Genomic DNA, 21,465 nt, shown 5'->3' with positions numbered 1-21,465 from the left:
TCGATCAGCGGTTACGCCCGCTTCCAGGTGAACGTCGCCGGCGACCCCGCCTTCAACCTCGAGGGTGACGACTACCAGGTCAACACCCGCGTTCGCGGTCGCTTGAACTTCGATGCCCGCGAGGAGACCGAGCTCGGCACCCTGCGCGCCTTCGTTCGTCTCCAGGCCACCAACACCTCGGGCGCCGGCAACGGCGTGCAGATCGACCAGGCCTACCTGCAGCTCGGCGGCCTGCTCATGGGTTACCGCGACACGCTGTGGTCGTCGGGCATCGGCGGTCTCGAGGACGGCCTGCTCACCGATACCGACCTCGTGGTGGGTGACTTCAACACCAACCAGGTCAACTACACCTTCGCCTTCGGCGGCCTGTCGGCCACGATCGGCCTCGAAGACGACGCGACCGGCGACGTGGTTCCGGACGTCCACGCCAAGCTCGTCTATTCGGGCGCCTGGGGCGGTGCGTACCTGTCGGCCGTCTATGACGAGACCTTCAACGCCGAGGACGTCGCTGCCGCTTTCGGCACGAACAACTTCCTCGTCGGCAACACCTTCTTCATCCCGGGTCTCGGCCTTCAGCCGACGCTCCTGCAGAACGGCAACAACGACGCCTTCGCTCTGAAGGGCGGCGTGTCGCTGAAGGACCTGCTGGTTGCTGACTCCGAGCTGAAGATCGAAGGTCACTACGCCTTCGACCCGACCGTCTACGCTGCCATCACCGGCATCGCGACGACCGGCACGTTCGCCGCCAACAACCCGAACATCACGAACCCGACCCCGGGCTCGCTGCCGCTGTTCCTCGAGTGGGCCGCCGGTGCGGGCTACGCGCAGGGCTTCGGCAAGCTCGGCATCGCGGTGTCCGGCCAGTACGGCGAGACCTTCGACACGACCTTCGCCACGCTCGTTCGTGCGCCGAACGGCCAGCTCGTCGCCGGTACGCTCACCTCGCAGGGCGACTACTACGCCTTCGTCGGCAACGTCGGCTACGCCATCACCCCGAACTTCAAGTCGCTCGCGGAAGTTTCCTACCGCAACGTCGACTTCAAGGGCCTTGGCGACACCGACCAGGTTTCGGGCTTCCTCCGCTTCCAGCGCGAGTTCTGATCGCACGTCGCGATCGGTTCCCGATCCAAGACCAGAAGGGGTCCGGCGAAAGCCGGGCCCCTTTTTTGTTGCGCGGCGACCCGGGCGTTCGGCGCGAGCGCGTGAGGCGGACCCGTCAGCGCCGGTCCAGCCGCCGCCAGTCCGCCACCTCGTCATCGGCCCGAAGGCCGAGATCCGCACGCGTCGCCCTTGATGGCCTGCGGGGCCGTCGCAACCATGCTTGCCAAACCCGCCGAAGCCACGCCATCTGTTCCTCCCGCCACGAGCTGACACGTCCGGCAGGCATGACAGGCGATCGGAGAGGCGACCAATGAAGTCTCCTCAGCCTCGGTATGACGAAAATCGAACGATGCGCCGCACGCTTCCGCCGCTCGCGGTGATGCAGTCCTTCGTGGATGTCGTGGAGACGATGAGCGTCACGCGAAGCGCCGAGCGGCTCAACCTCACGCAAAGCGCGGTCAGCCATCACATCGCGCGTCTGGAACTCCACGTCGGGGTGCCGCTCTTCGAGCGCTCCGGCCGGGCCATGTGTCCGACCGCCGAGGCGGCGCGGCTGGCGGAGCGCATGACGCGGAGCCTGCGTGACCTGAGCGTCGCGCTGGACGAGGCGGGCAACGCCGCCGCCGAACCCGTCGTGCGGGTGGCGGTTGCACCCGAGGTGCTCGCGCATTGGCTGGCGCCTCGCCTCGAAGCCTTCCGGGCGAACCACCCCGCGATCCGGCTAGAGGTTGGCGCCGACTATCGCCGCGACGTGCTGACGACCGGAGAAGCCGACCTGCAGATCAGGCTGGGCCATCCCGGACCGGGGCAGGGGGGCTTCGTTCTGGCGGAGGATGACGAGCTCGTCGTCTGCTCGCCAGAACTCGGTGCAAGGCTCCCCGAGCGACAGGCCTTCGCGGCCGCGCCCTTCCTGACGGAGGCCGGGCCCTCCGCGACACGGCTCGACTGGGACCGCTGGCTGACCGAGCTCTACGGAAACCGGGGCCTGCCTCTAAGGGACGACAGGCCGGTGCGCACACTGCGGTTCGAGACCTTCGCCGGGATGCTGGAGGCGTGCCGCCGTGGCGAGGGCTTCGCCCTGGTGCGCACCCACGTCGCCGCCGACGATCTGGCCGCCGGCCGTCTCGTCGTCGCCGTCGAGGAGCGGCTGCCGGCCGAGCTTCCGCTCAGCGTCATCCATCCGCTTCGGCCAGCGCCGGGCGTGGCGGCGCGTCAGTTCATGGAGTGGTTGCGCGAGGCGGCCTCGACGTCGCTGGGGTGAGGGGCCTCAGCCCCGTCGCCCCTGCGTCATGTCGCGTTCGATCGAGAAGCCGGCTCCCAGGCGCATGCGGTAGACCTGATAGTTCTCCATGACGCGCTGCACGTAGTTGCGCGTTTCCGTGAACGGAATGAGCTCGATCCAGTCCACGACCTCGTCGACCGACTTGCCGCGCGGATCGCCGAAGCGGCCGATCCACTCGCGCGCCCGGCGCGGACCGGCGTTGTAGGCCGCGAAGGTCAGCACATAGGACCCGTCGAACGAGTCGATCTGCTGGCCAAGATACTGCGAGCCGAGCAGCGCGTTGTAGGACGTGTCGTTCAGGAGGCGCGTGTCGGAGTAGGGAAGCCCCGCCGACTTGGCGAGTCCCTTCGCCGTCGCCGGCATGACCTGCAGGAGGCCGAGCGCGCCGACCGGCGACTTGGCGCGCGGGTTGAAGGCGCTTTCCTGCCGCGCGATGGCGTAGGCCAGCGCCTTGCCCGATGCCGAGATGTTGGCGCTGGCGGGAATGACGCCGACCGGGAAGGCGAGGGCCGGCGCGTCGACGCCGCGCGAATAAGCGGCCTTGCCGACGGTCAGGGCGAGCGCGTGGTCGCCGCGCTTTTCCGCCATGGAGGACAGGAGCGCCAGCTCGCCGGGGCTATCGAGCTGTTCGGCCAGCGCCTTGTAGAGGCTGTCGGCGCGCCAGTTCGAGTCGATCGACTCCAGCCGGCGGATGGCGCGCACGGCCTCGCGGCTCTCGAAGCGCTGGCGTTCGGCGTTCGAGGGCTTGGGATAGCTGATCTCCCCCGGGCTGCGCCCGAGCTTGGCGTTGGCGAGCTGCCCGTAGAAGGTCGCGCCGTAGCGGGCGGCCTGGGCGTAGAGCTGGCTGGCATTGCCCGGACCGCCGGCCTGCGCCGCGCGGCCCATCCAGTAGTAGGCCCGGCTCTGGGTGAGGGGGCGCGAGGAGATCTCGCGGATGCGCGCGAAGTGCTTGGAGGCCGTCGCGGGATCGTTGAGGTAGCGCAGCGCGTACCAGCCCGAATGGAACTCGGCCTCCACCGCCTCGGTGGTGCCCTCGGCGGAATGGTTGGCAACGAGGCGGTAGGCGGCGCGACGGTCTCCCTTCTCGAGGAGCATGCGCGAGATGATGCGCCGCTCGTTCCACCAGGCGTCGGGATCGACCAGCGCGGCCCGGTCGCGCGGCGCCTTCTCGACAAGGGCGGCGGCCTCTTCGATCCGGTCCTTCTTGCGCAGGTTCTCGGCGGCCGTGAAGAGATAGGACGGGTCGGACCGCTGGCTGGCGGGCACCGCCGCCAGGAGCTTGTCGGCGTTCGCCTCGCCCCGGATCGACGCGGCGCGCGCCTGATAGAGCGGCTCGGCGCCCGCAAGCTTGGCCATGCGCTGCGCATCGCTCGCACGGTCGGCATAGAGCAGCATGTCCATGCGCGCCTTGTGGTCCGCGCGGGTCAGCAGCGTGCCGAAATTCTCCAGCATGCGCGCCTCGACGCTCTTGTCGAAGCGCTGGGTGCGCCAGCTCTGGACGATCAGCGCCTTGGCCTTGCCGGCCTGGCCCGTTGCGAGAAGGGCGCGCGCCAGCGCCATGGCGCCCTCGGGTGTCTGCGGGCGGTCGGAGGCGAAGGCGCCGATCACGCTCGCGGGATCGGGCCGCTCGCGGTCGAGCGCACGCTCGAGATTGGCGCGCACCAGATCCATGCCCGGCCACTCGCGCAGCTCGATCGCGGTATGGGCGATCTCGGCGGCGGGCACATCGCTCGTGCCGCGCAACGCGATGGCCCAGGACAGGATGTGGCGGTCGAGCGAGCCCGGAACCATGCCCTCGCGGATCGCAAGCGCGCGCGGCACGTCGCGGTAGGTCGCCTCGAGGCCCGTCTTCAGGTCGCCCCGCATCGGCGCGACGCCCGACAGGCGCCCACCCATGGCGGCAATCGAGGAGGTGAAGGCGGCGGCGTCCGCCGGGGGGCTCGCCGCGGCTCGTCCGGCGACCGAGGGCTGGGTGAGGGGGTTGCGCGAGGGCGTGGGCGCGCCGAAGCGCCCGTTGTCGGGTTCCGCTGGACGGGCCTCGGCGGGGGGCGTCTCGCGCCGGCCGAAGCCGAAGGAGGGCATCTTCACCTTCGGCAGCGACAGGCTCGGCATGGGCAGCCGTTCGAGGAGCGACTGGGCCTGCGCGCCTTCCAGAACCGTGCCCGCCAGCAGAAGGCCGGCCAGCGCGGAGGCGGCGATCTGGGGCGCGCGGGTCGGACGGTTCATGGCAAGCTCCTGCGGCGGCACGTTCGCATGCGGCGGAAATTGCGCCCTATGCTTGCCGGAGTGTCGGCGAACACGATGAACAAGGCGTAAAGCACCCCCGCGCGAGCCGCTGCGAACGGGCCGGTCACCATCGCGGCCGGGCCCGCGCTTCGTTCGCTTGTCTGGCTCCCGTGGCTTCATTATGGTGCCGCGAGTTTCCGGGCGCCAGACGGCTTCGTGCCGCGCTCAGCCGGCCCGCGGAAACGCCGCCCGTCCGCGCATCCACCGTCGGCTCGTCTCGCGGTCTCACGCGCGGCTGGCGACAACGTGACGATGCAGCGGCCGCGACCGGCCGACGGGAGTGGCAAGGCATGACGTTCAAGGGCTCGCTCACCGCGCTGGTGACCCCCTTTCGGGAGGACGGCTCGCTCGACGAGGCGGGTTTCCGCCAGTTCGTGGAGTGGCAGATCGGCGAGGGCACGCACGGTCTCGTGCCGGTCGGCACCACGGGCGAGAGCCCGACCCTGACCCATGCCGAGCACAAGCGCGTCGTGGAGATCTGCATCGAGACGGCGGCCGGCCGCGTGCCGGTGATCGCGGGCGCGGGGTCCAACAACACGGTGGAGGCCATCGACCTCGCGCGCTCGGCGCAGGAGGCCGGCGCCGACGGCGTGCTCGTGGTCACGCCCTACTACAACAAGCCCACCCAGCGCGGCCTCTACGAGCATTTCGCGGCGATCGCCCGCGCCGTGACGCTGCCCATCATCATCTACAACATCCCGCCGCGCTCGGTGATCGATATGAGCCCCGAGACGATGGGGCGGCTCGCGCACGACTTCCGCAACATCGCGGGGGTAAAGGACGCCACCGCCAAGCTCGACCGCGTGCCGGAGCAGCGCATCACCTGCGGACCGGACTTCATCCAGCTCTCGGGCGAGGACGCCACCGCGCTCGGCCACGTCGCCCATGGCGGTCGCGGCTGCATCTCGGTGACGGCCAACGTCGCGCCGCGCCTGTGCTCGGAGTTCCAGACGGCATGCCTGGCCGGCGACTTCGCCAAGGCGCTCGAATACCAGGACCGCCTGATGCCGCTGCACAAGGCGCTATTCCTCGAGCCCGGCGTGTGCGGCACGAAGTACGCGCTCTCGCGCCTCGGCAAGGGCCGCGACGTCATGCGCCTGCCGCTCGTCCCGATCGAGGCCCCGACGCGCTCGGCGATCGATGCCGCGCTGGTTCATGCCGGCCTTCTGAATTGACGGCACGCGCCGCCCTCTCCACCTAAGGAGCCCGTCCCCTCGTCCCCGCCCGCCGGGCGGGGCCCCGCTCCGGAACCGCATCGCGACCATGGCCCCCCAGACCCCCAAGCAGACCGTGGCGGCGGAGAACCGCAAGGCCCGCTTCCACTACGAGATCATCGACACGCTCGAGGCCGGCATCGTCCTGACCGGCACCGAGGTGAAGTCGCTGCGCGGGGGCAAGGCCACGATCGCGGAGTCCTACGCCACCGAGGAGGGCGGGGAGATGTGGCTGATCAACTCCTTCGTGCCGGAATACCTTCAGGCCAACCGCTTCAACCACGAGCCCAAGCGGCGGCGGAAGCTGCTCGTCCACAAGACGCAGCTCAACCGGCTGGCGGGCGCCGTGCAGCGGGACGGCATGACGCTGGTGCCGCTCAAGCTCTACTTCAACGAGCAGGGCCGCGCGAAACTCGAGCTGGCGGTCGCGCGCGGCAAGAACGCGCCCGACAAGCGCGAGACGATGAAGGAGCGCGACTGGAACCGCCAGAAGCAGCGCGTCATGAAGGAAGGCAGTCGCGGCGACTAGTCCCGCCGGCGGAGCCTTCCGGGCCTTGTCCTCGATCAAGCGTCTTGCATCGCGCGACGCCTTGGGAAACCATGCGCTCCCGAGGACGCGTTGGGAGGCGCATTCGCGATGACGAACCTCGAAATTCTGCCCGAAGGTCTGACCCCGCCGATCGACGACGGGGCGGCCAACCATCTGGTCGGGCACCGGCTGCCGCACGTCGCGTTGGCGGCGACCAAGGGCCCGCCGGTCGACCCGGGAGCGTTGCCGGGATGGAGCGTGCTCTACTGCTACCCGATGACGGGACGGCCCGGCGCGCCGTTGCCGGGCGGCTGGAACGAGATTCCCGGCGCGCGGGGCTGCACGCCTCAGGCCTGCTCCTTCCGCAACCATTTCGAGGAACTGCGCGCGCTCGGCGTCCGCTCGGTCTTCGGCATCTCGACCCAGACCACGGCCTACCAGCGAGAGGCGGCCGAGCGGCTGCGGCTGCCGTTCCCGCTCCTGTCGGATGCGGAGGGTGAACTCGCCGACATGCTGGATCTGCCGACCTTCGAGGTGGACGGCGACCGGCTCTTCAAGCGGCTCACCATGATCGCGCGCGACGGCATGATAGAGGGCGTCCTCTACCCGGTCTTCCCGCCCGATCGCAGCGCCGAGGACGTGGTCGACTGGTTCGCCGCGCGCAGGCGGCGCGGCCTCGACTGACGCGTCAGGCCGCGTCCGCCAGCGCGCGGGCCTTGGCGAAGACGTCGTGGAACATGGCTTCCGTCAGGCGCCCCGTGTTCGTGTTGTAGCGCGAGCAATGGTAGGAGGAGACGACGTCGAAGCCGCCGACCTTCGCCGTCGCGCCGTGCCCGAACGGGGCGGCCGAGGGCTTGGCGCCGAGCGCGCGGACGGCCGACTCGTGCGCGATGCGGCCGAGCGTGACGAGGACGCGAAGGGCCGGCATCTCGCCCGGCACCGGCTGGAGGAATCGTCGGCAGGTGTTGATCTCGGCGCCCACCGGCTTGTTCTCGGGCGGCACGCAGCGCACCGAGTTGACGATCGCGGCCTCGGTCAGTTCCAGCGTGTCGTCGGGCCGTGCCTCGAACTCGCCGCGCGCGAAGCCGAAGGCCTTGAGCGTCGCGTAGAGGAGATCGCCCGCGTAGTCGCCCGTGAAGGCGCGCCCCGTGCGGTTCGCGCCGCGAACGCCGGGCGCCAGGCCCACCACGAGCAGTCTCGCCGCGCCGAGCCCCGCGCGCGGGACAAAGACCGGCACGGGCGCGTTGAACCAGTCCGGCTCCCTCGCGCGCCATTCCTCGCGGAAGGCGACGAGGCGGGGGCAGAGGGGGCAGTCGCGGGACGGATCGAGACTCACTCCCCCGCATCCTCGCCCATCGCCTCGGCGCGGCGGGCAAGGCGCGCCTCACGCTCCGCCGCGGAGCGCCCGATCTCGCCCTGGAGCGACTTCAGTTCGATGAAGTTGTCGGCCTGCCGGCGCAGGTCGTCGGCGATCATCGGCGGCTGGGTGGCGAGCGTCGAGACCACCGAAACCTTGCGCCCCTTGCGCTGGAGCGCCTCGACCAGCGAGCGGAAATCGCCGTCGCCCGAGAAGAGGACGAAGTGGTCGACCGTGTCGACGAGCTCCATCGCGTCGATCGCGAGCTCGATGTCCATGTTGCCCTTGATGCGCCGACGCCCCTGGGCATCGGTGAACTCCTTGGCGGGCTTGGTGACGAGCGTGTAGCCGTTGTAGTCGAGCCAGTCGATCAGCGGGCGGATCGGCGAGTATTCCTGATCCTCCAGGAGCGCCGTGTAGTAGTAGGCGCGCAGGAGGTAGCCGCGAGACGAGAAGGCGGCGAGCAGCTTCTTGTAGTCGATGTCGAAGCCGAGCGAGCGGGAGGCCGAATACAGGTTGGCCCCGTCGATGAACAGGGCGATCTTCTCTCGGGAATCGAACATGGGCGGCTCTCGCGGATCGGGCGGCTGGCGCCGGTGGGTGCGCTTTAGACCGGACGGCGGGCCCGATCCAGCGCACAGGCACGGGCATGAGACTTGTATCCGGCTTGTCAAGAGGTTACAGGGAGCGCCAGCCCATCCGAAAACTCGGGACCCTCAAGGAGACAGGCCATGGCCCGCGTCACCGTAGAAGATTGCGTCGATAAGGTCGAGAATCGCTTCGAGCTGGTTCTCCTGGCCAGCCATCGCGCCCGCCAGATCAGCCAGGGCCAGCAGATCACGGTCGACCGCGACAACGACAAGAACCCGGTCGTGGCCCTGCGCGAGATCGCGGACGAGACGCTCTCGCCCGACGACCTCAAGGAGGACCTGATCCACTCGCTGCAGAAGCATGTCGAGGTGGACGAGCCCGAGCCGCAGGCGCCCGCCACGGCCGCGGCGATCGACGAGACGCCCTCGCAGCAGGCGACGATGGCCGCCGGCGACGACGACGACAACGTCGCCTTCGACCGCATGTCGGAGGACGATCTGCTCGCCGGCATCGAGGGTCTGATCCCGCCCGAGAAGAACGACGACTTCTAAAAGCTGAAACAAGGGCTTTCGGCCCTGCCGCATCGCAAACTATATGAAAGGGGTACCGCTTGCGGTGCCCCTTTTTTCGTCCATCGAGAGACAGCAGCCCGTCATGATGCGCCAGTACGAACTCGTGGAGAGCGTCGCGGCCTACAAGCCCGATCTCGACGAGGGGCTCCTGAACCGCGCCTACGTCTACGCCATGCGCAAGCACGGCGAGCAGAAGCGCGTGAACGGGGATCCGTACTTCTCGCATCCGCTCGAGGTCGCCGCGATCCTGACGCGCCTTCATCTCGACGAGGCGACGATCGCGGTGGCGCTGCTCCACGACACGATCGAGGACACCGACGCCACCCGCAAGGAGATCGACCAGATCTTCGGCCAGAAGATCGGCTCGCTGGTGGAGGGGCTGACCAAGCTCAAGCGGCTCGACCTCGTGTCCAAGAAGACCGAGCAGGCCGAGAACCTGCGCAAGCTCCTGCTGGCGGTCGCCGACGACATCCGCGTGCTTCTCGTCAAGCTCGCCGATCGCCTGCACAACATGCGCACGCTTCATCACATGAAGCCCGAGAAGCGCGTGCGTATCGCGCAGGAGACCATGGACATCTATGCCCCGCTTGCCGGGCGCATGGGCATGCAGGACATGCGCGAGGAGCTGGAGAACCTCGCCTTCCGCCATATCAACCCGGAAGCCTACGAGACCGTGACGGCACGTCTCGCCGAGCTTCGCGAGCGGCACGCCTCCACGATCGCGCAGATCGAGACGACGCTCACCGAGCGCCTCGCCGAGAAGGGTATCGAGGCGACCGTCTCGGGGCGACAGAAGAAGCCCTATTCCGTCTTCAACAAGATGCAGCGCAAGGCGCTGTCGCTGGAGCAGCTCTCCGATATCTTCGGCTTCCGCGTGATCGTCGCGACCGAGGAGGACTGCTACCGCACGCTCGGCATCGTCCACCGCACCTGGCCGCTCGTGCCGGGTCGGTTCAAGGACTACATCTCGATCCCCAAGAACAATGACTACCGCTCGATCCACACCACGATCGTCGGTCCCTCGCGCCAGCGCGTCGAGCTGCAGATCCGCACGCGCGAGATGCACCACATCGCCGAGTACGGCATCGCCGCCCACGAGCTCTATAAGGACAACGTGGACGGCACGATCTCGAAGAACTCCAACGCCTATGCCTGGCTGCGGCAGACGATCGAGACGCTGGCGGTCGGCGGCACGCCCGAGGAGTTTCTGGAGAACACCAAGCTCGAGCTCTTCCAGGATCAGGTCTTCTGCTTCACGCCCAAGGGCCGCCTGATCGCGCTGCCGCGCGGGGCGACGCCGATCGACTTCGCCTATGCCGTTCATACCGACGTCGGCGACACCTGCGTCGGCTGCAAGATCGACGGCCGCGTCATGCCGGTCGCGACCGAGCTGACCAACGGCGACGAGGTGGAGATCATCCGCTCCAAGGCCGCGACCCCGCCGGCGAGCTGGGAGGGCGTGGCGGCGACCGGCAAGGCGCGCTCGGCCATCCGCCGCGCGACGCGCCTTGCCATCCGCCGCCAGTATTGCGGCCTCGGTCAGCAGATCCTGGAGCGCAACTTCCAGCGTTCCGGCAAGACCTTCTCGCGCGACGCTCTGAAGCCCTATCTCCAGAAGCTCGGCCAGCGCGACGTGGACGACGTGCTGGCGGCGGTCGGGCGGGGGGAGATCGCCTCAGCCGAAGTCTTCCGCACGGTCCATCCCGACTTCCAGGACACGCGCGCGGCCCGCCCCGCAGCGCGCCCCGAGCAGGACGGCTGGTTCGCGCTCACGAGCGGCACCGGTCTCGTCTTCAAGCTGCCCGAGCCCGCCGCTTCGGCCGGCGCCGCCAACGGCGCCTCGGTCGGGGCGCGGCCGGTGAACCTCGACCTGCCGGTGACCTTCGGTCCCGACGGAGCCGTGCCCGGAGACCGGATCGTCGGCATCCTCGATCCGGGCAAGGGCATCACCGTCTTCCCGATCCAGTCCCCCGCGCTGCAGGCCTATGACGACGAGCCCGACCGGTGGATCGACGTGCGCTGGGAACTCGACGCGCAGATGACGACGCGCTTTCCCGCCCGGATCCGCGTTTCGGCGGTGAACGAGCCGGGCTCGCTCGCCGAGATCGCCGAGACGATCGCGCTCAACGACGCCAACATCCACTCCCTGACCATGGGTGCGACGGCGCGCGACGTCTCGACCATGAACATCGAGCTGGAGGTCTGGGACCTGCAGCATCTGACGCGCACGCTCACGCAGCTGCGCGGAAAGGCTTGCGTGACCGACGTCGTTCGTGTGAACGGCTGAGCGTCTGCGCAAGAGCGGTGGGATCATGGATACGAACGAGGTCATCGGCATCTTCCGGGAGGCGGGCGCCTATCTGGAAGGGCACTTCATCCTGACCTCGGGGCTGCGCTCGCCGGTCTTCCTGCAGAAGGCGCGCGTCTTCATGCACCCGCACTTGACCGAGCGCCTGTGCCGGGCGCTGTCGGACAAGCTGCGCGAGGCGCTGCCGGAGGGGGCGGACTACATCGTCGGTCCGGCCGTCGGGGGCCTCATTCCCGCCTACGAGACCTCGCGCCACTTCGGGGCACCCGCCATCTACGTGGAGCGGGAGAACGGCCAGTTCCGCCTGCGCCGCTTCGCGATCGAGCCGGGCGCGCGCGTCGTGATCGTGGAGGACATCGTGACCACCGGCCTGTCGATCCGCGAGACGGTCGACTGCCTGCAGGCACTGGGCGCCAGGGTCCTGATGGCGGGCTGCATCGTCGACCGCTCGGCCGGCAAGGCCGATGTCGGCGTGCCGCTCGTCTCGCTCGCCCAGTACGAGGTGCCGGCCTATTCGTCCGACGCCCTACCTCCGGAAATTGCCGCAATTGCGCCTATCAAGCCCGGTAGCCGCTCCCTTTGACCTGCCGCTGAAAGTCCACCCGCCATCATGCTGTTCCGGCGCCGCCAGCCTGAAACCTTCGCCCAGAAGCTGCGCGGGGCGCTGTGGCCGCGTCGCTCGTGGCGACGCTCGGCCCGCTACATGCAGCGGCGCGTCCTGCGCCTGCGCGCGACGCCCCACGCGATCGCGGCCGGCATCGCGGCGGGCGTCTTCTCGACGTTCACGCCCTTTCTCGGCTTCCACTTCATCATCGCCTTCGCGCTGGCCTGGATGATCCGGGGGAGCTTGGCTGGCGCCGCGCTCGGCTGCCTTCTCGGCAACCCCGTCACCTTCCCGCTGATCTGGGCCTCCACCTACGAGCTCGGCCGCTACGTGCTCGCAGCCGAAACGCCGGACGGTCACGCGCCCGCCTCGCTAGGCCCCTCGCTCCTCAAGGGCGACCTGTCGGCGATCTGGACGCCCTACCTGAAGCCCATGCTCGTCGGCTCCATTCCGCTCGGTGCCGGCTTCGGGCTTCTGACCTACCTGATCGTGCTCGCCATGGCGCGATCCTTCCAGGAGACGCGGCTGCGCCGGTCGGCGGCCGAGCGGGCGATGGCGGCCGCGCGCGCGGGGCAGCCGACGCTGGGCGGGCCGTTGCCGTGATCGTCGGTATCGGAAGCGACCTCATCGACATCCGACGGGTCGAGCGCACGCTGGAGCGGCACGGCGAGCGCTTCACGCACCGCGTCTTCACCGAAGTGGAGCGCGTGAAGTCCGACCGCCGGGCGCAGCGCGCCGCCTCCTACGCCAAGCGCTTCGCCGCCAAGGAGGCCTGCGCCAAGGCGCTCGGCACGGGTCTGGCGCAGGGCGTCTACTGGCGCGACATGGGCGTCGTGAACCTTCCGGGCGGCAAGCCGACCATGCGACTGACCGGCGGGGCCGCCGAGCGCCTGCGCCGGATCCTGCCGCCGGGCCACCGCGCGGAGATACACCTCACCATCACGGACGATCATCCGCTCGCCCAGGCCTTCGTCATCATCGAGGCGCTGCCCGGCGCGGAAACGTAAACCGTTTTGTAACGATTGCCCCGCCGCGCGCCAGCCGATACTAGGAGCGTTCGAAGCGACGGCCATGAGTCCCGTCCGCGGGCAGGAAAGACGACGTATCATGGCGGATCGGGCCATCGCGAAGGAGAAGGGCGGTTTCGGCGAGACCGTCAAGGTGATCATCCAGGCGCTGCTTCTGGCGCTGGTGATCCGCACGGTCCTGTTCCAGCCCTTCTCAATCCCGTCGGGCTCCATGATGCCGACGCTGCTGATCGGCGACTACCTCTTCGTGTCGAAGTGGAGCTACGGCTTCTCGAAATACTCGATCCCCTTCTCGCCCGACCTGTTCGAGGGCCGCATCCTCGCCTCGGCGCCCGAGCGCGGCGACGTCGTGGTCTTCCGCAAGCCCAACGAGACCGACACGGACTACATCAAGCGCCTTGTCGGCCTGCCGGGCGACCGCATCCAGATGCGTGACGGCGTCCTCTACATCAACGGGCAGGCGGTGCCCAAGGTGCCGGCCGGCACCTTCACCACCGAGACCGGCGTGCCGGTTCCCCAGTTCCGCGAGACGCTGCCCAACGGCGTGACCTACATCACGCTCGACGCGGAGACGAACTCGGTCGGCGACAACACGCGCGAGTTCGTGGTGCCGGAGGGGCACTACTTCATGATGGGCGACAACCGCGACAACTCGCTCGATTCGCGCTTCGACGTCGGCTACGTGCCGTTCGAGAACTTCGTGGGCAAGGCGCAGGTGATCTTCTTCTCGATGGAGAACGACGCCTCGCCGCTCGAGATCTGGCGCTGGCCGAGCGACCTGCGCCCCAGCCGCATCCTGACATGGCTCGGGTGAGGGGACCCTCGCTCGACGAGCTGGAAGAGCGTCTGGGACTCCGCTTCAAGGACCGCGCGCGCCTCGAGCGCGCGCTGACCCATTCCAGTCTCGCCAAGGCCGCCGGCAGCGGCGCGTCCAGCTATGAGCGCCTCGAGTTCCTGGGCGACCGCGTGCTGGGACTCTCGGTCGCCGAGAAGCTGTTCCAGCTCTACCCGAAGGCCGACGAGGGCGACCTGTCGCTGCGCCTCAACTCGCTGGTCAGCGCGGAAGCCTGTGCCGAGATCGCGGACGAGCTCGGCCTGCCTGCCTTCATCCGACACGGCGCGGACCTGAAGCGCGCCGCAGCCAGCCGAAACCGCAACATCCGGGCCGACGTGGTGGAGGCGCTGATCGCCGCCATCTATCTCGACCACGGGCTGGAGGCGGCACGCCGCTTCGTCTTGCGCGTCTGGGGCGACCGGCTGAACCAGTCGGCCAGCGCCCGGCGCGACCCGAAGACGGCGCTTCAGGAATGGGCGCACAAGCGCGCCGGCTCGACGCCGCGCTACGAGCTGGTCGACCGCTTCGGCCCCGACCACGAGCCGGTGTTCCGCGTGCGCGCCGTGATACCCGACGTCGAGCCCGAGGAGGGGCAGGGTCGTTCCAAGCGCATCGCCGAGCAGGAGGCCGCCGAGGCGATCCTGCGTCGCGAAGGCGTCTGGGACGAAGCGTCCTGACGCCGCGAGCCGCTTGCCCGCCGGGCACGGCGGCCCCATTCTCCCTTTCAAGACCCGTGCCGCAAGGCCCCATCAGAGAACCGAATTGACCCAAGAGACCGACGACACCACCGTTCCCGCTCCCGAAGAGGCCGCGCCGACCCGCTCGGGCTTCGTCGCGCTGATCGGCGCGCCGAACGCCGGCAAGTCGACGCTGGTCAACCAGCTGGTCGGCACCAAGGTCTCGATCGTCACCCACAAGGTGCAGACGACGCGTGCGCTGGTGCGCGGCATCGCGATCCGCGACCGCACGCAGATCGTCTTCGTCGACACGCCCGGCGTCTTCGCGCCCAAGCGCCGTCTCGACCGCGCCATGGTGAAGACCGCGTGGGGCGGTGCGAAGGACGCCGACATCGTGCTGCCGATCGTCGATGCCGACCGGGGCATCTCGGATGAGGTCGAGACGATTCTCGAGCGGCTTCGCGATGTGAAGCTGCCCAAGGTCCTGCTCCTCAACAAGGTGGACCGGATGCGCCGCGACCGGCTGCTCGGCCTTACGCAGGAAATCTCGGCCAAGGGCGATTTCGAGCGCGTCTTCATGATCTCGGCGCTCGACGGATCGGGCTGCGACGACCTCATGGCCTTCCTGGCCCAACGCCTGCCGGAAGGCCCCTGGTACTACCCGGAAGACCAGATCACGGACCTGCCGCTGCGCCAGCTCGCGGCCGAGATCACGCGCGAGAAGCTGTTCCTGCGCCTCCATCAGGAGCTGCCTTACGCCTCGACCGTCGAGACCGAGCTGTGGCAGGCGCGCCCCGACGGCTCGGTGCGCGTCGAGCAGACGATCTACGTCGAGCGAGACTCGCAGAAGGCCATCGTTCTCGGCCACAAGGGCGAGACCGTGAAGGCGATCGGACAGGCGGCGCGTCGCGAGATCTCCGAAGCCGCCGAGACCAAGGTCCACCTCTTCCTGTTCGTGAAGGTGCGCGAGAACTGGGGCGACGACCCGGAGCGCTATCGCGAGATGGGTCTAGACTACACGCCCTGATGTCAGAGCGGCGGCGCGGGCGGGACCCGTGCGCGCACCGGTTGAAGCCGAGGGGCGGCGGGCTTACCTCTGTGTTTCCACGGGAGAAACGCCGTTCCATGTCCGCCTGCGATCCCGCCAGCCCGATCGAGCGGCGCTAGCGCTTCCATGGAGTGGCGCGACCGCGGCATCGTTCTGGGCGTCCGCAAGCAGGGCGAAACCAGCGTCGTCCTGGAGCTGATGACGGCCTCGCACGGCCGCCATCTCGGCCTCGTGCGGGGCGGGCGCTCGCGTCGCCTGCGCGCCGTGCTCCAGCTGGGCAATCTCGTCGAGGTCAACTGGCGTGCCCGGCTCGACGAGCATCTCGGCTTCATGACGGTCGAGCCGCTCCTGCTGCGCGCCGGCCTCCTGATGGAGAGCGCCATGGCGCTCCAGGCCGTGCAGCTTCTGGCCGCCCATGTCCGTCTCCTGCCCGAGCGCGACGACAACCCGCGCCTCTTCGCGCTGCTCGACGAGACGATCTCCCATCTCGACGAGCCGCAGCTCGGAGCGATCGGCCTGTTCCGCTTCGAGGTGGCGCTTCTGGAAGAGCTCGGCTTCGGGCTCGACCTCGACAGCTGCGCGGCGGGCGGGAGCGACGACGATCTCGCCTTCGTTTCCCCGCGCACGGGCCGGGCGGTCAGCCGCGAGAAGGGCGAGCCCTTTGCCGACAGGCTCCTGCCCTATCCGGGCCTGCTGCGCGCCCGCCGCAACGCGCTGCCCGATGCCGACGATCTGGCCGAGGCGTTCCGCACGACCGGCTACTTCCTGGCGCGCCACGTCTGGGAGCCGCGCAACCTCGCCGAGCCCGACGCCCGCGCCGGCGTCGTCTCGGCCTTCCGGCGCCAGCAGCCAGCGCTGGTCTAGAGTTCGAGAGGCAGAACGAAGGGCGTGCCGGAAAACGCGTCCTCGCCGCGGCCGATGGAGCGGATCGCCTCCACCATGCGCCCGTCCCGCCCGAGGCGGCGATCGGCCATCTCGACCAGCAGGGGATTGGGCGTGGCCGATGGCGCGCGGCGGCGCAGTTCCCACGCGAGCGCCGCCTCGTCGAGATCGGGATTGATCGCGCAGGCGAGGATATAGGCCGCCGCCGTCGACCGGCTGATGCCGGCCCAGCAGTGGATCGCGAGCGGCTTGGTCCGGTCCCAGGCGAGGCCGAAGCGCAGGAGGTCGTCGAGGTGGTTTTCGCCCGGATGGGTCAGTCCCTCGGCGGGCGCGGCGATGTCGTTCATACCGAGGAAGAGATGGCGCTCCGGCGCGATGCCGCTCGGCCGCTCCACCACCGTGTCGGCGTTGATCAGGGTCACGACGTCGAGCGCGCCGTGGGCGGCGACGGTCGCGGGCAGTTCCGCGAGCGACGAGACGACGAGATAGGTCATGCGGACCGGTTCCTTTGGGTTGCGATGTCGAGTGCCTCGATCTCGCGGAAGCGCTCGACGAAGGTCTGTTCGACGAGATGGGCCGGTTGCGGGACGAAGAGCGCCTCGTCGAGCGCCGAACGCCGCGTCGAGCCGAACAGGGCGCGTGCCTCCAGCGCCGTGAAGCCGGCGAGAAGCTTCGCCTCGTAATGGGCCGACAGCCGGTCCGCGTCCTTGATGCGTTTGGCGACCGGGGCGGGAATGGCGGCGGGCAGACCGAAGCGGCGGTGGATGGCGCCCTGGAGCCGCGCCTCGATCACCCGGTAGTCCGGCCCGAGCACGCTCTTGAAGGGCGAGATCATGTCGCCGATCACGTATTCCGGTCCGTCGTGCAGAAGGGCGGCGAGGCGCCAGCGCGGATCGGGATCGGTGCGCGCGACAATCTCCTCGACGATCAGCGAGTGCTGCGCGACCGAGAAGGCATGGTCGCCCTTCGTCTGCCCGTTCCACCGCGCGACGCGGGCGAGACCGTGCGCAATGTCGGCGATCTCGATGTCGAGCGGCGAGGGGTCGAGGAGGTCGAGCCGCCGCCCCGACAGCATGCGCTGCCAGACGCGCGGCGGCTTGGGCGGCCGGGGCGCGGGCACTGCGGCGTCAGCCTTCCGCCGCGCCGCTCGCCTCGGGCAGCGCGTAGCCCGCCCAGGCCGGCACCTCGGCCTCGACCGGCACACCGTCCGCCGAAAGGGCGCGGCCGGCGGCCAGGGCATCTGCCAGCCGGTCGAGCCGCACCAGCGCGATGCCGATCTCGCCCGAGGCCGAGAGCACGTCGCCGAGCGGCGGCGTGCCCGAGCCTGCCAGAAGCACCGATCCGGGCGTCAGGTGGCCCTCGGCGCGCAGGACCATGAGCCGTCGGCGCGCCGTGCCGCGATGCTGCATGCGCGACACGACCTCCTGCCCGACATAGCACCCCTTGCGGAAGGAAACGCCGCCGTTCTGGTCAAGAAGAACATCATGCGGAAAGACGTCGCTCGCCGGGAAGTCGCGCTCGGCTTCGGCAACGCCGAACGACAGTCTCAGTCGAGCGAAGTCGCCCGCGTCTTCCGGCAAACCCTCCGCCGCCATGCCGTAGAGGCGGAACACCCCGTCCGGAAAGCGCCGGTCGGCGAGCGCCCCAGCCGGCGCCGCGTCGTCGAACACGGCGCCCACCGCCTCGTCGCCCTCCGCCAGCCCGATCCTGGACCGCAGGCGATAGAGCTGGAGCCGCTTCAGGAGCGCCGCCCGAGCGGAGGTGGCGACATCGAGCCGGAACCCGCCGTCGATCCGTCCGACCAGAAAGTCGAACAGGATCTTGCCCTGCGGCGTGAGAAGCGCGCCGGGCCGCACCTCGCCCGCGCCGATCTGTTCGACGTCGTCGGTCACGAGGTTCTGCAGGAAGGCTTCGGCCTCCTCGCCGGTGACGAGAAGCGTGGCGCGGTCGGGAAGTCGGACGGCGGTCATGGGCATGTTCCGGCAGGGCAGGGCGCGGGTCGCGGAAGGGCTTGCGATGGACGCGCCGGTCAGAGCCGGATATCTGCCGGATCACAGACAGGAAGCAAGCTTCGGGAGCCGATATGGCGCAATCCTTCGAGCGCGTGCTGCGCGGCGGCACGGTGGTGAACCAGGACGGCGTCGGCATCCGCGACATCGGCATCCGCGACGGGCGCATTGCCGAGATCGGCTCGATCCCGCAGGGCGCGGGCGGCGAGACGGTCGACTGCACCGGCCTTCACGTCCTGCCGGGCGTGATCGACAGCCAGGTCCACTTCCGCGAGCCCGGTCCGACGCACAAGGAGGATCTCGAGACGGGATCGCTCGCCGCCGTGATGGGCGGGGTCACCTGCGTCTTCGAGATGCCCAACACCGATCCCCTGACGACCGACGAGACGCGGCTCGCCGACAAGATCGCACGCGGCCGCCACAGGATGCACTGCGACTTCGCCTTCTGGGTCGGCGGCACGCGCGAGAACGCGGCTGATGTCGCCGAACTGGAGCGCCTGCCGGGCGCGGCGGGCATCAAGGTCTTCATGGGATCGAGCACCGGGTCGCTCCTGGTCGAGGACGACGAGGGCGTGCGCTCGATTCTTCGCAACACCCGTCGCCGTGCGGCCTTCCATTCGGAGGACGAGTTCCGCCTTCGCGAGCGGCTGGGGGAGAGGATCGAAGGCGATCCGTCCTCGCATCCGGTCTGGCGCGACGTCGAGGCCGCGCTGAACTGCACGCGTCGCCTCGTCGGCATCGCCCGCGAGACCGGAGCGCGCATCCACGTCCTCCACATCTCGACCGCGGAGGAGATCGAGTTGCTGGCCGGCCACAAGGAGGTCGCGAGCTGCGAGGCGACGCCGCACCACCTGACGCTCACGGCCGAGGACTACGCGCGGCTCGGCACCAAGCTGCAGATGAACCCGCCGGTGCGCGAGGCGCGCCACCGCGACGGCGTCTGGCGCGGCGTTGCGCAGGGCATCATCGACGTGCTCGGGTCAGACCACGCGCCCCATACGCTGGAGGAGAAGAGCAAGCCCTATCCCGCCTCGCCCTCCGGCATGACGGGCGTCCAGACACTCGTGCCGGTCATGCTGGATCATGTCGCCAAGGGTCGGCTCTCGATCGAACGCTTCGTGGATCTCACCTCGGCCGGGCCTCAGCGCCTTTTCGGCCTGCGCGCCAAGGGACGGATCGCGGTCGGCTACGACGCCGACCTGACGGTGGTGGACCTCAAGCGTCGCGAGACGATCACGGACGCGTGGATCGCGTCGCGCTCGCAGTGGACGCCGCATGACGGGCGCGAGGTCGTCGGCTGGCCAGTCGGCACGATCGTGCGCGGGCGCCGTGTCATGTGGGAGGGTGCGCTCGACGAGCGGGCACAGGGCGAGCCGGCGCGCTTCGACTGACGGCGCCGGCTTCGCGGGCGGCGCTCAGTCGCCCGCGACGAAGAACTCGAAACGGCCCTCCGGCGAGATGCCGAGCCGGTAGAAGTCGTAGGAGCCGTTGGCCAGCATCCGCTGGTAGTCGCCCGCCGTCACCAGTTCGAACAGCTCGACCAGCTGCGGATTGGTCAGCTTCGACAGATCGACCTGCGTGAAGTAGGGCCAGACATAGATTTCGTCCGCGCCGTCGCCCTCGACATGGACGTGGCCCGCTTCCAGCGTCTCGAGAAGGATCGCCAGCAGCTCGACGCCGTTTCCGTCGCCCGAAGCGTCCTTCAGGATCTGGATCGGGTCGGTGCCGTCGTTTTCCAGCGACAGGGTCGTCGGGTCGGCGCCGGTCTGGATGTAGGGACGCAGCTTCTCGACGTCGCCGCTCTTGGCGATTTCGATCAGCTTGCGGCGCAAATCGCGCACGGGCACCGGCAGCTCGTCCTCGTTGTAGAGGATGCGGGCGGGCGGTACGTCGACGGGCGCTTCCGGCACCGCATCGTCGGCGTCGGGGTCGGGCTCGTTGCCCGGCGTGGCATTCCCGGGAGCGGGCGCGACCGGGGCCGGCGCGACGGGGGACGGTGCCGCAGGCTGCGGCGCGGCTGCAGGAGGGGGCTGGGTGGCTTGTGGCGCGACGGGCGCCGGCTGGCCGGGAACCGGGGGAAGGGGCACGGTGACGATACCCTCGCGCGCGGGTGCGGGGTTCGCATCGTCCGGGATCTGCGAGAAGGCGAAGGCCGGGCCGGGCAGCGCGAGGCAGAGGATCGCGGCGGCGGCGAGGTGCGGCCTGAAACGGGAGCTGTTCGCCACGGTCCTGCTACTGAAGGGCGCGGTCGGCGCGGAACTCACCATACTCGACCCTGCGGCGCAGCGCGTCGAGAAGCTCCAGGACCTCGGTCTCGCCGTGGCGGCGCACAAGTTCCGTCATCGCCGTGGTGATCGCGGTCTCGGCGAGGATCTCGGTCTCGATGCCGTCGGAGATGCCGTCGGCCCAGGCCTCGGCATGGTACTCGGTCGCGACCTGCTTCTTCTCGGCCGCGATCATCTCGTCCAGCTCGGAACCCTGCAGATCGATCATACCGAACTCATCCTCTAGCCGTTCGCCCGAAAGACGGCATGAGCCGCCTGTTCCGGGAGCCTTAACGAAGTTTTAATTCCCGTACCTTGCGCTGATCTCGCGTGAAAGGTTCGCCCCCTCGCGGCGATACCTTTCCACGGCGACCGTCGCCGATGGGGTACACTTGCGATAGGTCGCCGCAAACGAGCGGTAACCCTGGTTGAAACTCGCGACCAGAATGCGCCTGTCCGCCTCGTTGGGCGCCTGCGCATCCAGAAGGGCCGTCATGCGCTGGCGCCAGACCGGCGCGTCCGCGTCGCCGCACAGCGTCCGCAGGAAATGCATCGAGCCGAGGATCGTGGCGAGCCGGCTCATCGGTTGCATGTAGGGCGCATTGGACGGCTGCACCGAAGGAGCCGACGCCTCCGGCGCGGACGTCTCCGACGGCTGGGCGAACGCGAGCGCGGGCGCACCCGCCGCGATCAGCGCCACGGCGAGGATCAGCCGTCTTTGATGAAATTTGCCGTAAAACCCCATAGGCGACGATTGCGATTCGAATAAGGAGATTGCAAGACGAAGACGGGGCCGTCCCATCCGTTCGCCGCCATTAAGGTTGACGTGTGAAGTGGCGTGGCGCGGCGCTGGCCGGCCCAGGCTTCGGCCCCTAGGG

The 21,465-nt window shown here is 69.3% G+C and carries 24 protein-coding genes; 15 read left to right on the top strand and 9 right to left on the bottom strand.

Annotated features, from left to right (window positions below; translation table 11 throughout):
- Positions 1 to 1,101 (top strand): porin (locus AUL35_RS15710; protein WP_062016417.1); only part of this gene is annotated, 1,101 nt, incomplete at its 5' end.
- 349 nt (positions 1,102 to 1,450) lie between these two features.
- Positions 1,451 to 2,362, top strand: coding sequence for a LysR family transcriptional regulator (locus AUL35_RS15705; protein WP_062016416.1), 912 nt, complete (start codon positions 1,451 to 1,453; stop codon positions 2,360 to 2,362).
- A gap of 6 nt (positions 2,363 to 2,368) precedes the next feature.
- Here the strand turns inward: AUL35_RS15705 and AUL35_RS15700 are convergent, their stop codons facing one another.
- Positions 2,369 to 4,609, bottom strand: a complete 2,241-nt coding sequence (locus AUL35_RS15700) for a lytic transglycosylase domain-containing protein (protein ID WP_062016414.1) — start codon at positions 4,607 to 4,609, stop codon at positions 2,369 to 2,371.
- 350 nt (positions 4,610 to 4,959) lie between these two features.
- Here AUL35_RS15700 and dapA point away from each other — a divergent pair, with 350 nt between their 5' ends.
- The 3 genes from dapA (at position 4,960) to AUL35_RS15685 (ending at position 7,096) form a co-directional block, all read left to right on the top strand.
- Positions 4,960 to 5,844: a 4-hydroxy-tetrahydrodipicolinate synthase gene (gene dapA, locus AUL35_RS15695; RefSeq protein WP_062016412.1), complete on the top strand. Its 885-nt coding sequence runs from the start codon at positions 4,960 to 4,962 to the stop codon at positions 5,842 to 5,844.
- A gap of 88 nt (positions 5,845 to 5,932) precedes the next feature.
- Positions 5,933 to 6,412 (top strand): SsrA-binding protein SmpB, encoded by a 480-nt coding sequence (smpB, locus tag AUL35_RS15690; RefSeq protein WP_062016410.1) that lies wholly within the window; start codon positions 5,933 to 5,935, stop codon positions 6,410 to 6,412.
- A gap of 108 nt (positions 6,413 to 6,520) precedes the next feature.
- Positions 6,521 to 7,096 (top strand): peroxiredoxin, encoded by a 576-nt coding sequence (locus tag AUL35_RS15685; protein ID WP_062016408.1) that lies wholly within the window; start codon positions 6,521 to 6,523, stop codon positions 7,094 to 7,096.
- Positions 7,097 to 7,100: 4 nt separating this feature from the next.
- Here the strand turns inward: AUL35_RS15685 and AUL35_RS15680 are convergent, their stop codons facing one another.
- Complete coding sequence (locus AUL35_RS15680; protein ID WP_062016406.1) at positions 7,101 to 7,748, bottom strand: uracil-DNA glycosylase; 648 nt, start codon at positions 7,746 to 7,748, stop codon at positions 7,101 to 7,103.
- Positions 7,745 to 8,332 (bottom strand): NYN domain-containing protein, encoded by a 588-nt coding sequence (locus tag AUL35_RS15675; RefSeq protein WP_062016404.1) that lies wholly within the window; start codon positions 8,330 to 8,332, stop codon positions 7,745 to 7,747. Before AUL35_RS15675 ends, AUL35_RS15680 begins: the two co-directional genes overlap by 4 nt.
- A gap of 168 nt (positions 8,333 to 8,500) precedes the next feature.
- On the opposite strand from AUL35_RS15675, the gene rpoZ reads away from it, so the two are divergent.
- The 9 genes from rpoZ to recO all read left to right on the top strand — a co-directional run bounded on the left by rpoZ (position 8,501) and on the right by recO (position 16,296).
- The gene (gene rpoZ / locus AUL35_RS15670) at positions 8,501 to 8,911 is read left to right on the top strand and encodes a DNA-directed RNA polymerase subunit omega (RefSeq protein ID WP_062016402.1); all 411 of its coding nucleotides are present in this window, start codon (positions 8,501 to 8,503) and stop codon (positions 8,909 to 8,911) included.
- 103 nt (positions 8,912 to 9,014) lie between these two features.
- Positions 9,015 to 11,219 (top strand): bifunctional (p)ppGpp synthetase/guanosine-3',5'-bis(diphosphate) 3'-pyrophosphohydrolase, encoded by a 2,205-nt coding sequence (locus tag AUL35_RS15665; RefSeq protein WP_062016400.1) that lies wholly within the window; start codon positions 9,015 to 9,017, stop codon positions 11,217 to 11,219.
- 25 nt (positions 11,220 to 11,244) lie between these two features.
- Positions 11,245 to 11,823 carry an orotate phosphoribosyltransferase gene (pyrE, locus tag AUL35_RS15660; protein ID WP_062016398.1) on the top strand — a complete coding sequence of 193 codons (579 nt, stop codon included), beginning with the start codon at positions 11,245 to 11,247 and terminating at the stop codon, positions 11,821 to 11,823.
- 27 nt (positions 11,824 to 11,850) lie between these two features.
- Entirely contained in the window at positions 11,851 to 12,447 is a 597-nt protein-coding gene (locus AUL35_RS15655; RefSeq protein WP_062016397.1) for a DUF2062 domain-containing protein, read from the top strand.
- Positions 12,444 to 12,851, top strand: a complete 408-nt coding sequence (acpS, locus tag AUL35_RS15650; RefSeq protein WP_062016395.1) for a holo-ACP synthase — start codon at positions 12,444 to 12,446, stop codon at positions 12,849 to 12,851. The genes AUL35_RS15655 and acpS overlap by 4 nt, the downstream gene beginning before the upstream one ends.
- A 100-nt stretch (positions 12,852 to 12,951) precedes the next feature.
- The gene (lepB, locus tag AUL35_RS15645; protein ID WP_062016393.1) at positions 12,952 to 13,686 is read left to right on the top strand and encodes a signal peptidase I; all 735 of its coding nucleotides are present in this window, start codon (positions 12,952 to 12,954) and stop codon (positions 13,684 to 13,686) included.
- Complete coding sequence (rnc, locus tag AUL35_RS15640) at positions 13,674 to 14,384, top strand: ribonuclease III (protein WP_062016391.1); 711 nt, start codon at positions 13,674 to 13,676, stop codon at positions 14,382 to 14,384. Before lepB ends, rnc begins: the two co-directional genes overlap by 13 nt.
- 85 nt (positions 14,385 to 14,469) lie before the next feature.
- Positions 14,470 to 15,411 (top strand): GTPase Era, encoded by a 942-nt coding sequence (gene era / locus AUL35_RS15635; protein WP_062016389.1) that lies wholly within the window; start codon positions 14,470 to 14,472, stop codon positions 15,409 to 15,411.
- 147 nt (positions 15,412 to 15,558) lie between these two features.
- The gene (gene recO, locus AUL35_RS15630) at positions 15,559 to 16,296 is read left to right on the top strand and encodes a DNA repair protein RecO (protein ID WP_062016387.1); all 738 of its coding nucleotides are present in this window, start codon (positions 15,559 to 15,561) and stop codon (positions 16,294 to 16,296) included.
- On the opposite strand, the gene AUL35_RS15625 is transcribed toward recO, so the two are convergent.
- The 3 genes from AUL35_RS15625 to AUL35_RS15615 are packed head-to-tail and all read right to left on the bottom strand — an operon-like array spanning position 16,293 to position 18,284.
- Entirely contained in the window at positions 16,293 to 16,808 is a 516-nt protein-coding gene (locus AUL35_RS15625) for a tyrosine phosphatase family protein (RefSeq protein WP_062016385.1), read from the bottom strand. The two genes, recO and AUL35_RS15625, sit on opposite strands and share 4 nt — an antisense overlap.
- Positions 16,805 to 17,389: an HD family hydrolase gene (locus AUL35_RS15620; RefSeq protein WP_156418023.1), complete on the bottom strand. Its 585-nt coding sequence runs from the start codon at positions 17,387 to 17,389 to the stop codon at positions 16,805 to 16,807. The genes AUL35_RS15625 and AUL35_RS15620 overlap by 4 nt, the downstream gene beginning before the upstream one ends.
- Positions 17,390 to 17,441: 52 nt before the next feature.
- Positions 17,442 to 18,284, bottom strand: coding sequence for a folate-binding protein YgfZ (locus AUL35_RS15615; protein WP_062016382.1), 843 nt, complete (start codon positions 18,282 to 18,284; stop codon positions 17,442 to 17,444).
- 113 nt (positions 18,285 to 18,397) lie between these two features.
- Here AUL35_RS15615 and AUL35_RS15610 point away from each other — a divergent pair, with 113 nt between their 5' ends.
- Entirely contained in the window at positions 18,398 to 19,714 is a 1,317-nt protein-coding gene (locus AUL35_RS15610) for a dihydroorotase (RefSeq protein WP_062016380.1), read from the top strand.
- Between the two features lie 24 nt (positions 19,715 to 19,738).
- Here the strand turns inward: AUL35_RS15610 and AUL35_RS15605 are convergent, their stop codons facing one another.
- The 3 genes from AUL35_RS15605 to AUL35_RS15595 all read right to left on the bottom strand — a co-directional run.
- Positions 19,739 to 20,548, bottom strand: coding sequence for a hypothetical protein (locus AUL35_RS15605; RefSeq protein WP_062016378.1), 810 nt, complete (start codon positions 20,546 to 20,548; stop codon positions 19,739 to 19,741).
- A gap of 7 nt (positions 20,549 to 20,555) precedes the next feature.
- Entirely contained in the window at positions 20,556 to 20,816 is a 261-nt protein-coding gene (locus AUL35_RS15600) for a hypothetical protein (RefSeq protein WP_062016376.1), read from the bottom strand.
- A 72-nt stretch (positions 20,817 to 20,888) separates the two neighbouring features.
- Positions 20,889 to 21,465 (bottom strand): TIGR02301 family protein (locus AUL35_RS15595; RefSeq protein WP_244493796.1); only part of this gene is annotated, 577 nt, incomplete at its 5' end.

It is taken from the genome of Aureimonas sp. AU4, from assembly GCF_001463765.1.
Classification (GTDB): Bacteria; Pseudomonadota; Alphaproteobacteria; order Rhizobiales; family Rhizobiaceae; genus Aureimonas.
The sequence above is the reverse complement of the archived record's forward strand: the minus strand, read 5'-3'. Positions and strand labels throughout refer to the sequence as shown.

Bases quoted from the DNA above. Each gene is read 5' to 3' on its own strand.
- AUL35_RS15705 (WP_062016416.1), top strand. From the start codon at position 1,451: ATGCGCCGCACGCTTCCGCCGCTCGCGGTGATGCAGTCCTTCGTGGAT.
- AUL35_RS15700 (WP_062016414.1), bottom strand. From the start codon at position 4,609: ATGAACCGTCCGACCCGCGCGCCCCAGATCGCCGCCTCCGCGCTGGCC.
- dapA (WP_062016412.1), top strand. From the start codon at position 4,960: ATGACGTTCAAGGGCTCGCTCACCGCGCTGGTGACCCCCTTTCGGGAG.
- smpB (WP_062016410.1), top strand. From the start codon at position 5,933: ATGGCCCCCCAGACCCCCAAGCAGACCGTGGCGGCGGAGAACCGCAAG.
- AUL35_RS15685 (WP_062016408.1), top strand. From the start codon at position 6,521: ATGACGAACCTCGAAATTCTGCCCGAAGGTCTGACCCCGCCGATCGAC.
- AUL35_RS15675 (WP_062016404.1), bottom strand. From the start codon at position 8,332: ATGTTCGATTCCCGAGAGAAGATCGCCCTGTTCATCGACGGGGCCAAC.
- rpoZ (WP_062016402.1), top strand. From the start codon at position 8,501: ATGGCCCGCGTCACCGTAGAAGATTGCGTCGATAAGGTCGAGAATCGC.
- AUL35_RS15665 (WP_062016400.1), top strand. From the start codon at position 9,015: ATGATGCGCCAGTACGAACTCGTGGAGAGCGTCGCGGCCTACAAGCCC.
- pyrE (WP_062016398.1), top strand. From the start codon at position 11,245: ATGGATACGAACGAGGTCATCGGCATCTTCCGGGAGGCGGGCGCCTAT.
- AUL35_RS15655 (WP_062016397.1), top strand. From the start codon at position 11,851: ATGCTGTTCCGGCGCCGCCAGCCTGAAACCTTCGCCCAGAAGCTGCGC.
- lepB (WP_062016393.1), top strand. From the start codon at position 12,952: ATGGCGGATCGGGCCATCGCGAAGGAGAAGGGCGGTTTCGGCGAGACC.
- rnc (WP_062016391.1), top strand. From the start codon at position 13,674: ATGGCTCGGGTGAGGGGACCCTCGCTCGACGAGCTGGAAGAGCGTCTG.
- recO (WP_062016387.1), top strand. From the start codon at position 15,559: ATGGAGTGGCGCGACCGCGGCATCGTTCTGGGCGTCCGCAAGCAGGGC.
- AUL35_RS15625 (WP_062016385.1), bottom strand. From the start codon at position 16,808: ATGACCTATCTCGTCGTCTCGTCGCTCGCGGAACTGCCCGCGACCGTC.
- AUL35_RS15620 (WP_156418023.1), bottom strand. From the start codon at position 17,389: ATGCTGTCGGGGCGGCGGCTCGACCTCCTCGACCCCTCGCCGCTCGAC.
- AUL35_RS15615 (WP_062016382.1), bottom strand. From the start codon at position 18,284: ATGACCGCCGTCCGACTTCCCGACCGCGCCACGCTTCTCGTCACCGGC.
- AUL35_RS15610 (WP_062016380.1), top strand. From the start codon at position 18,398: ATGGCGCAATCCTTCGAGCGCGTGCTGCGCGGCGGCACGGTGGTGAAC.
- AUL35_RS15600 (WP_062016376.1), bottom strand. From the start codon at position 20,816: ATGATCGATCTGCAGGGTTCCGAGCTGGACGAGATGATCGCGGCCGAG.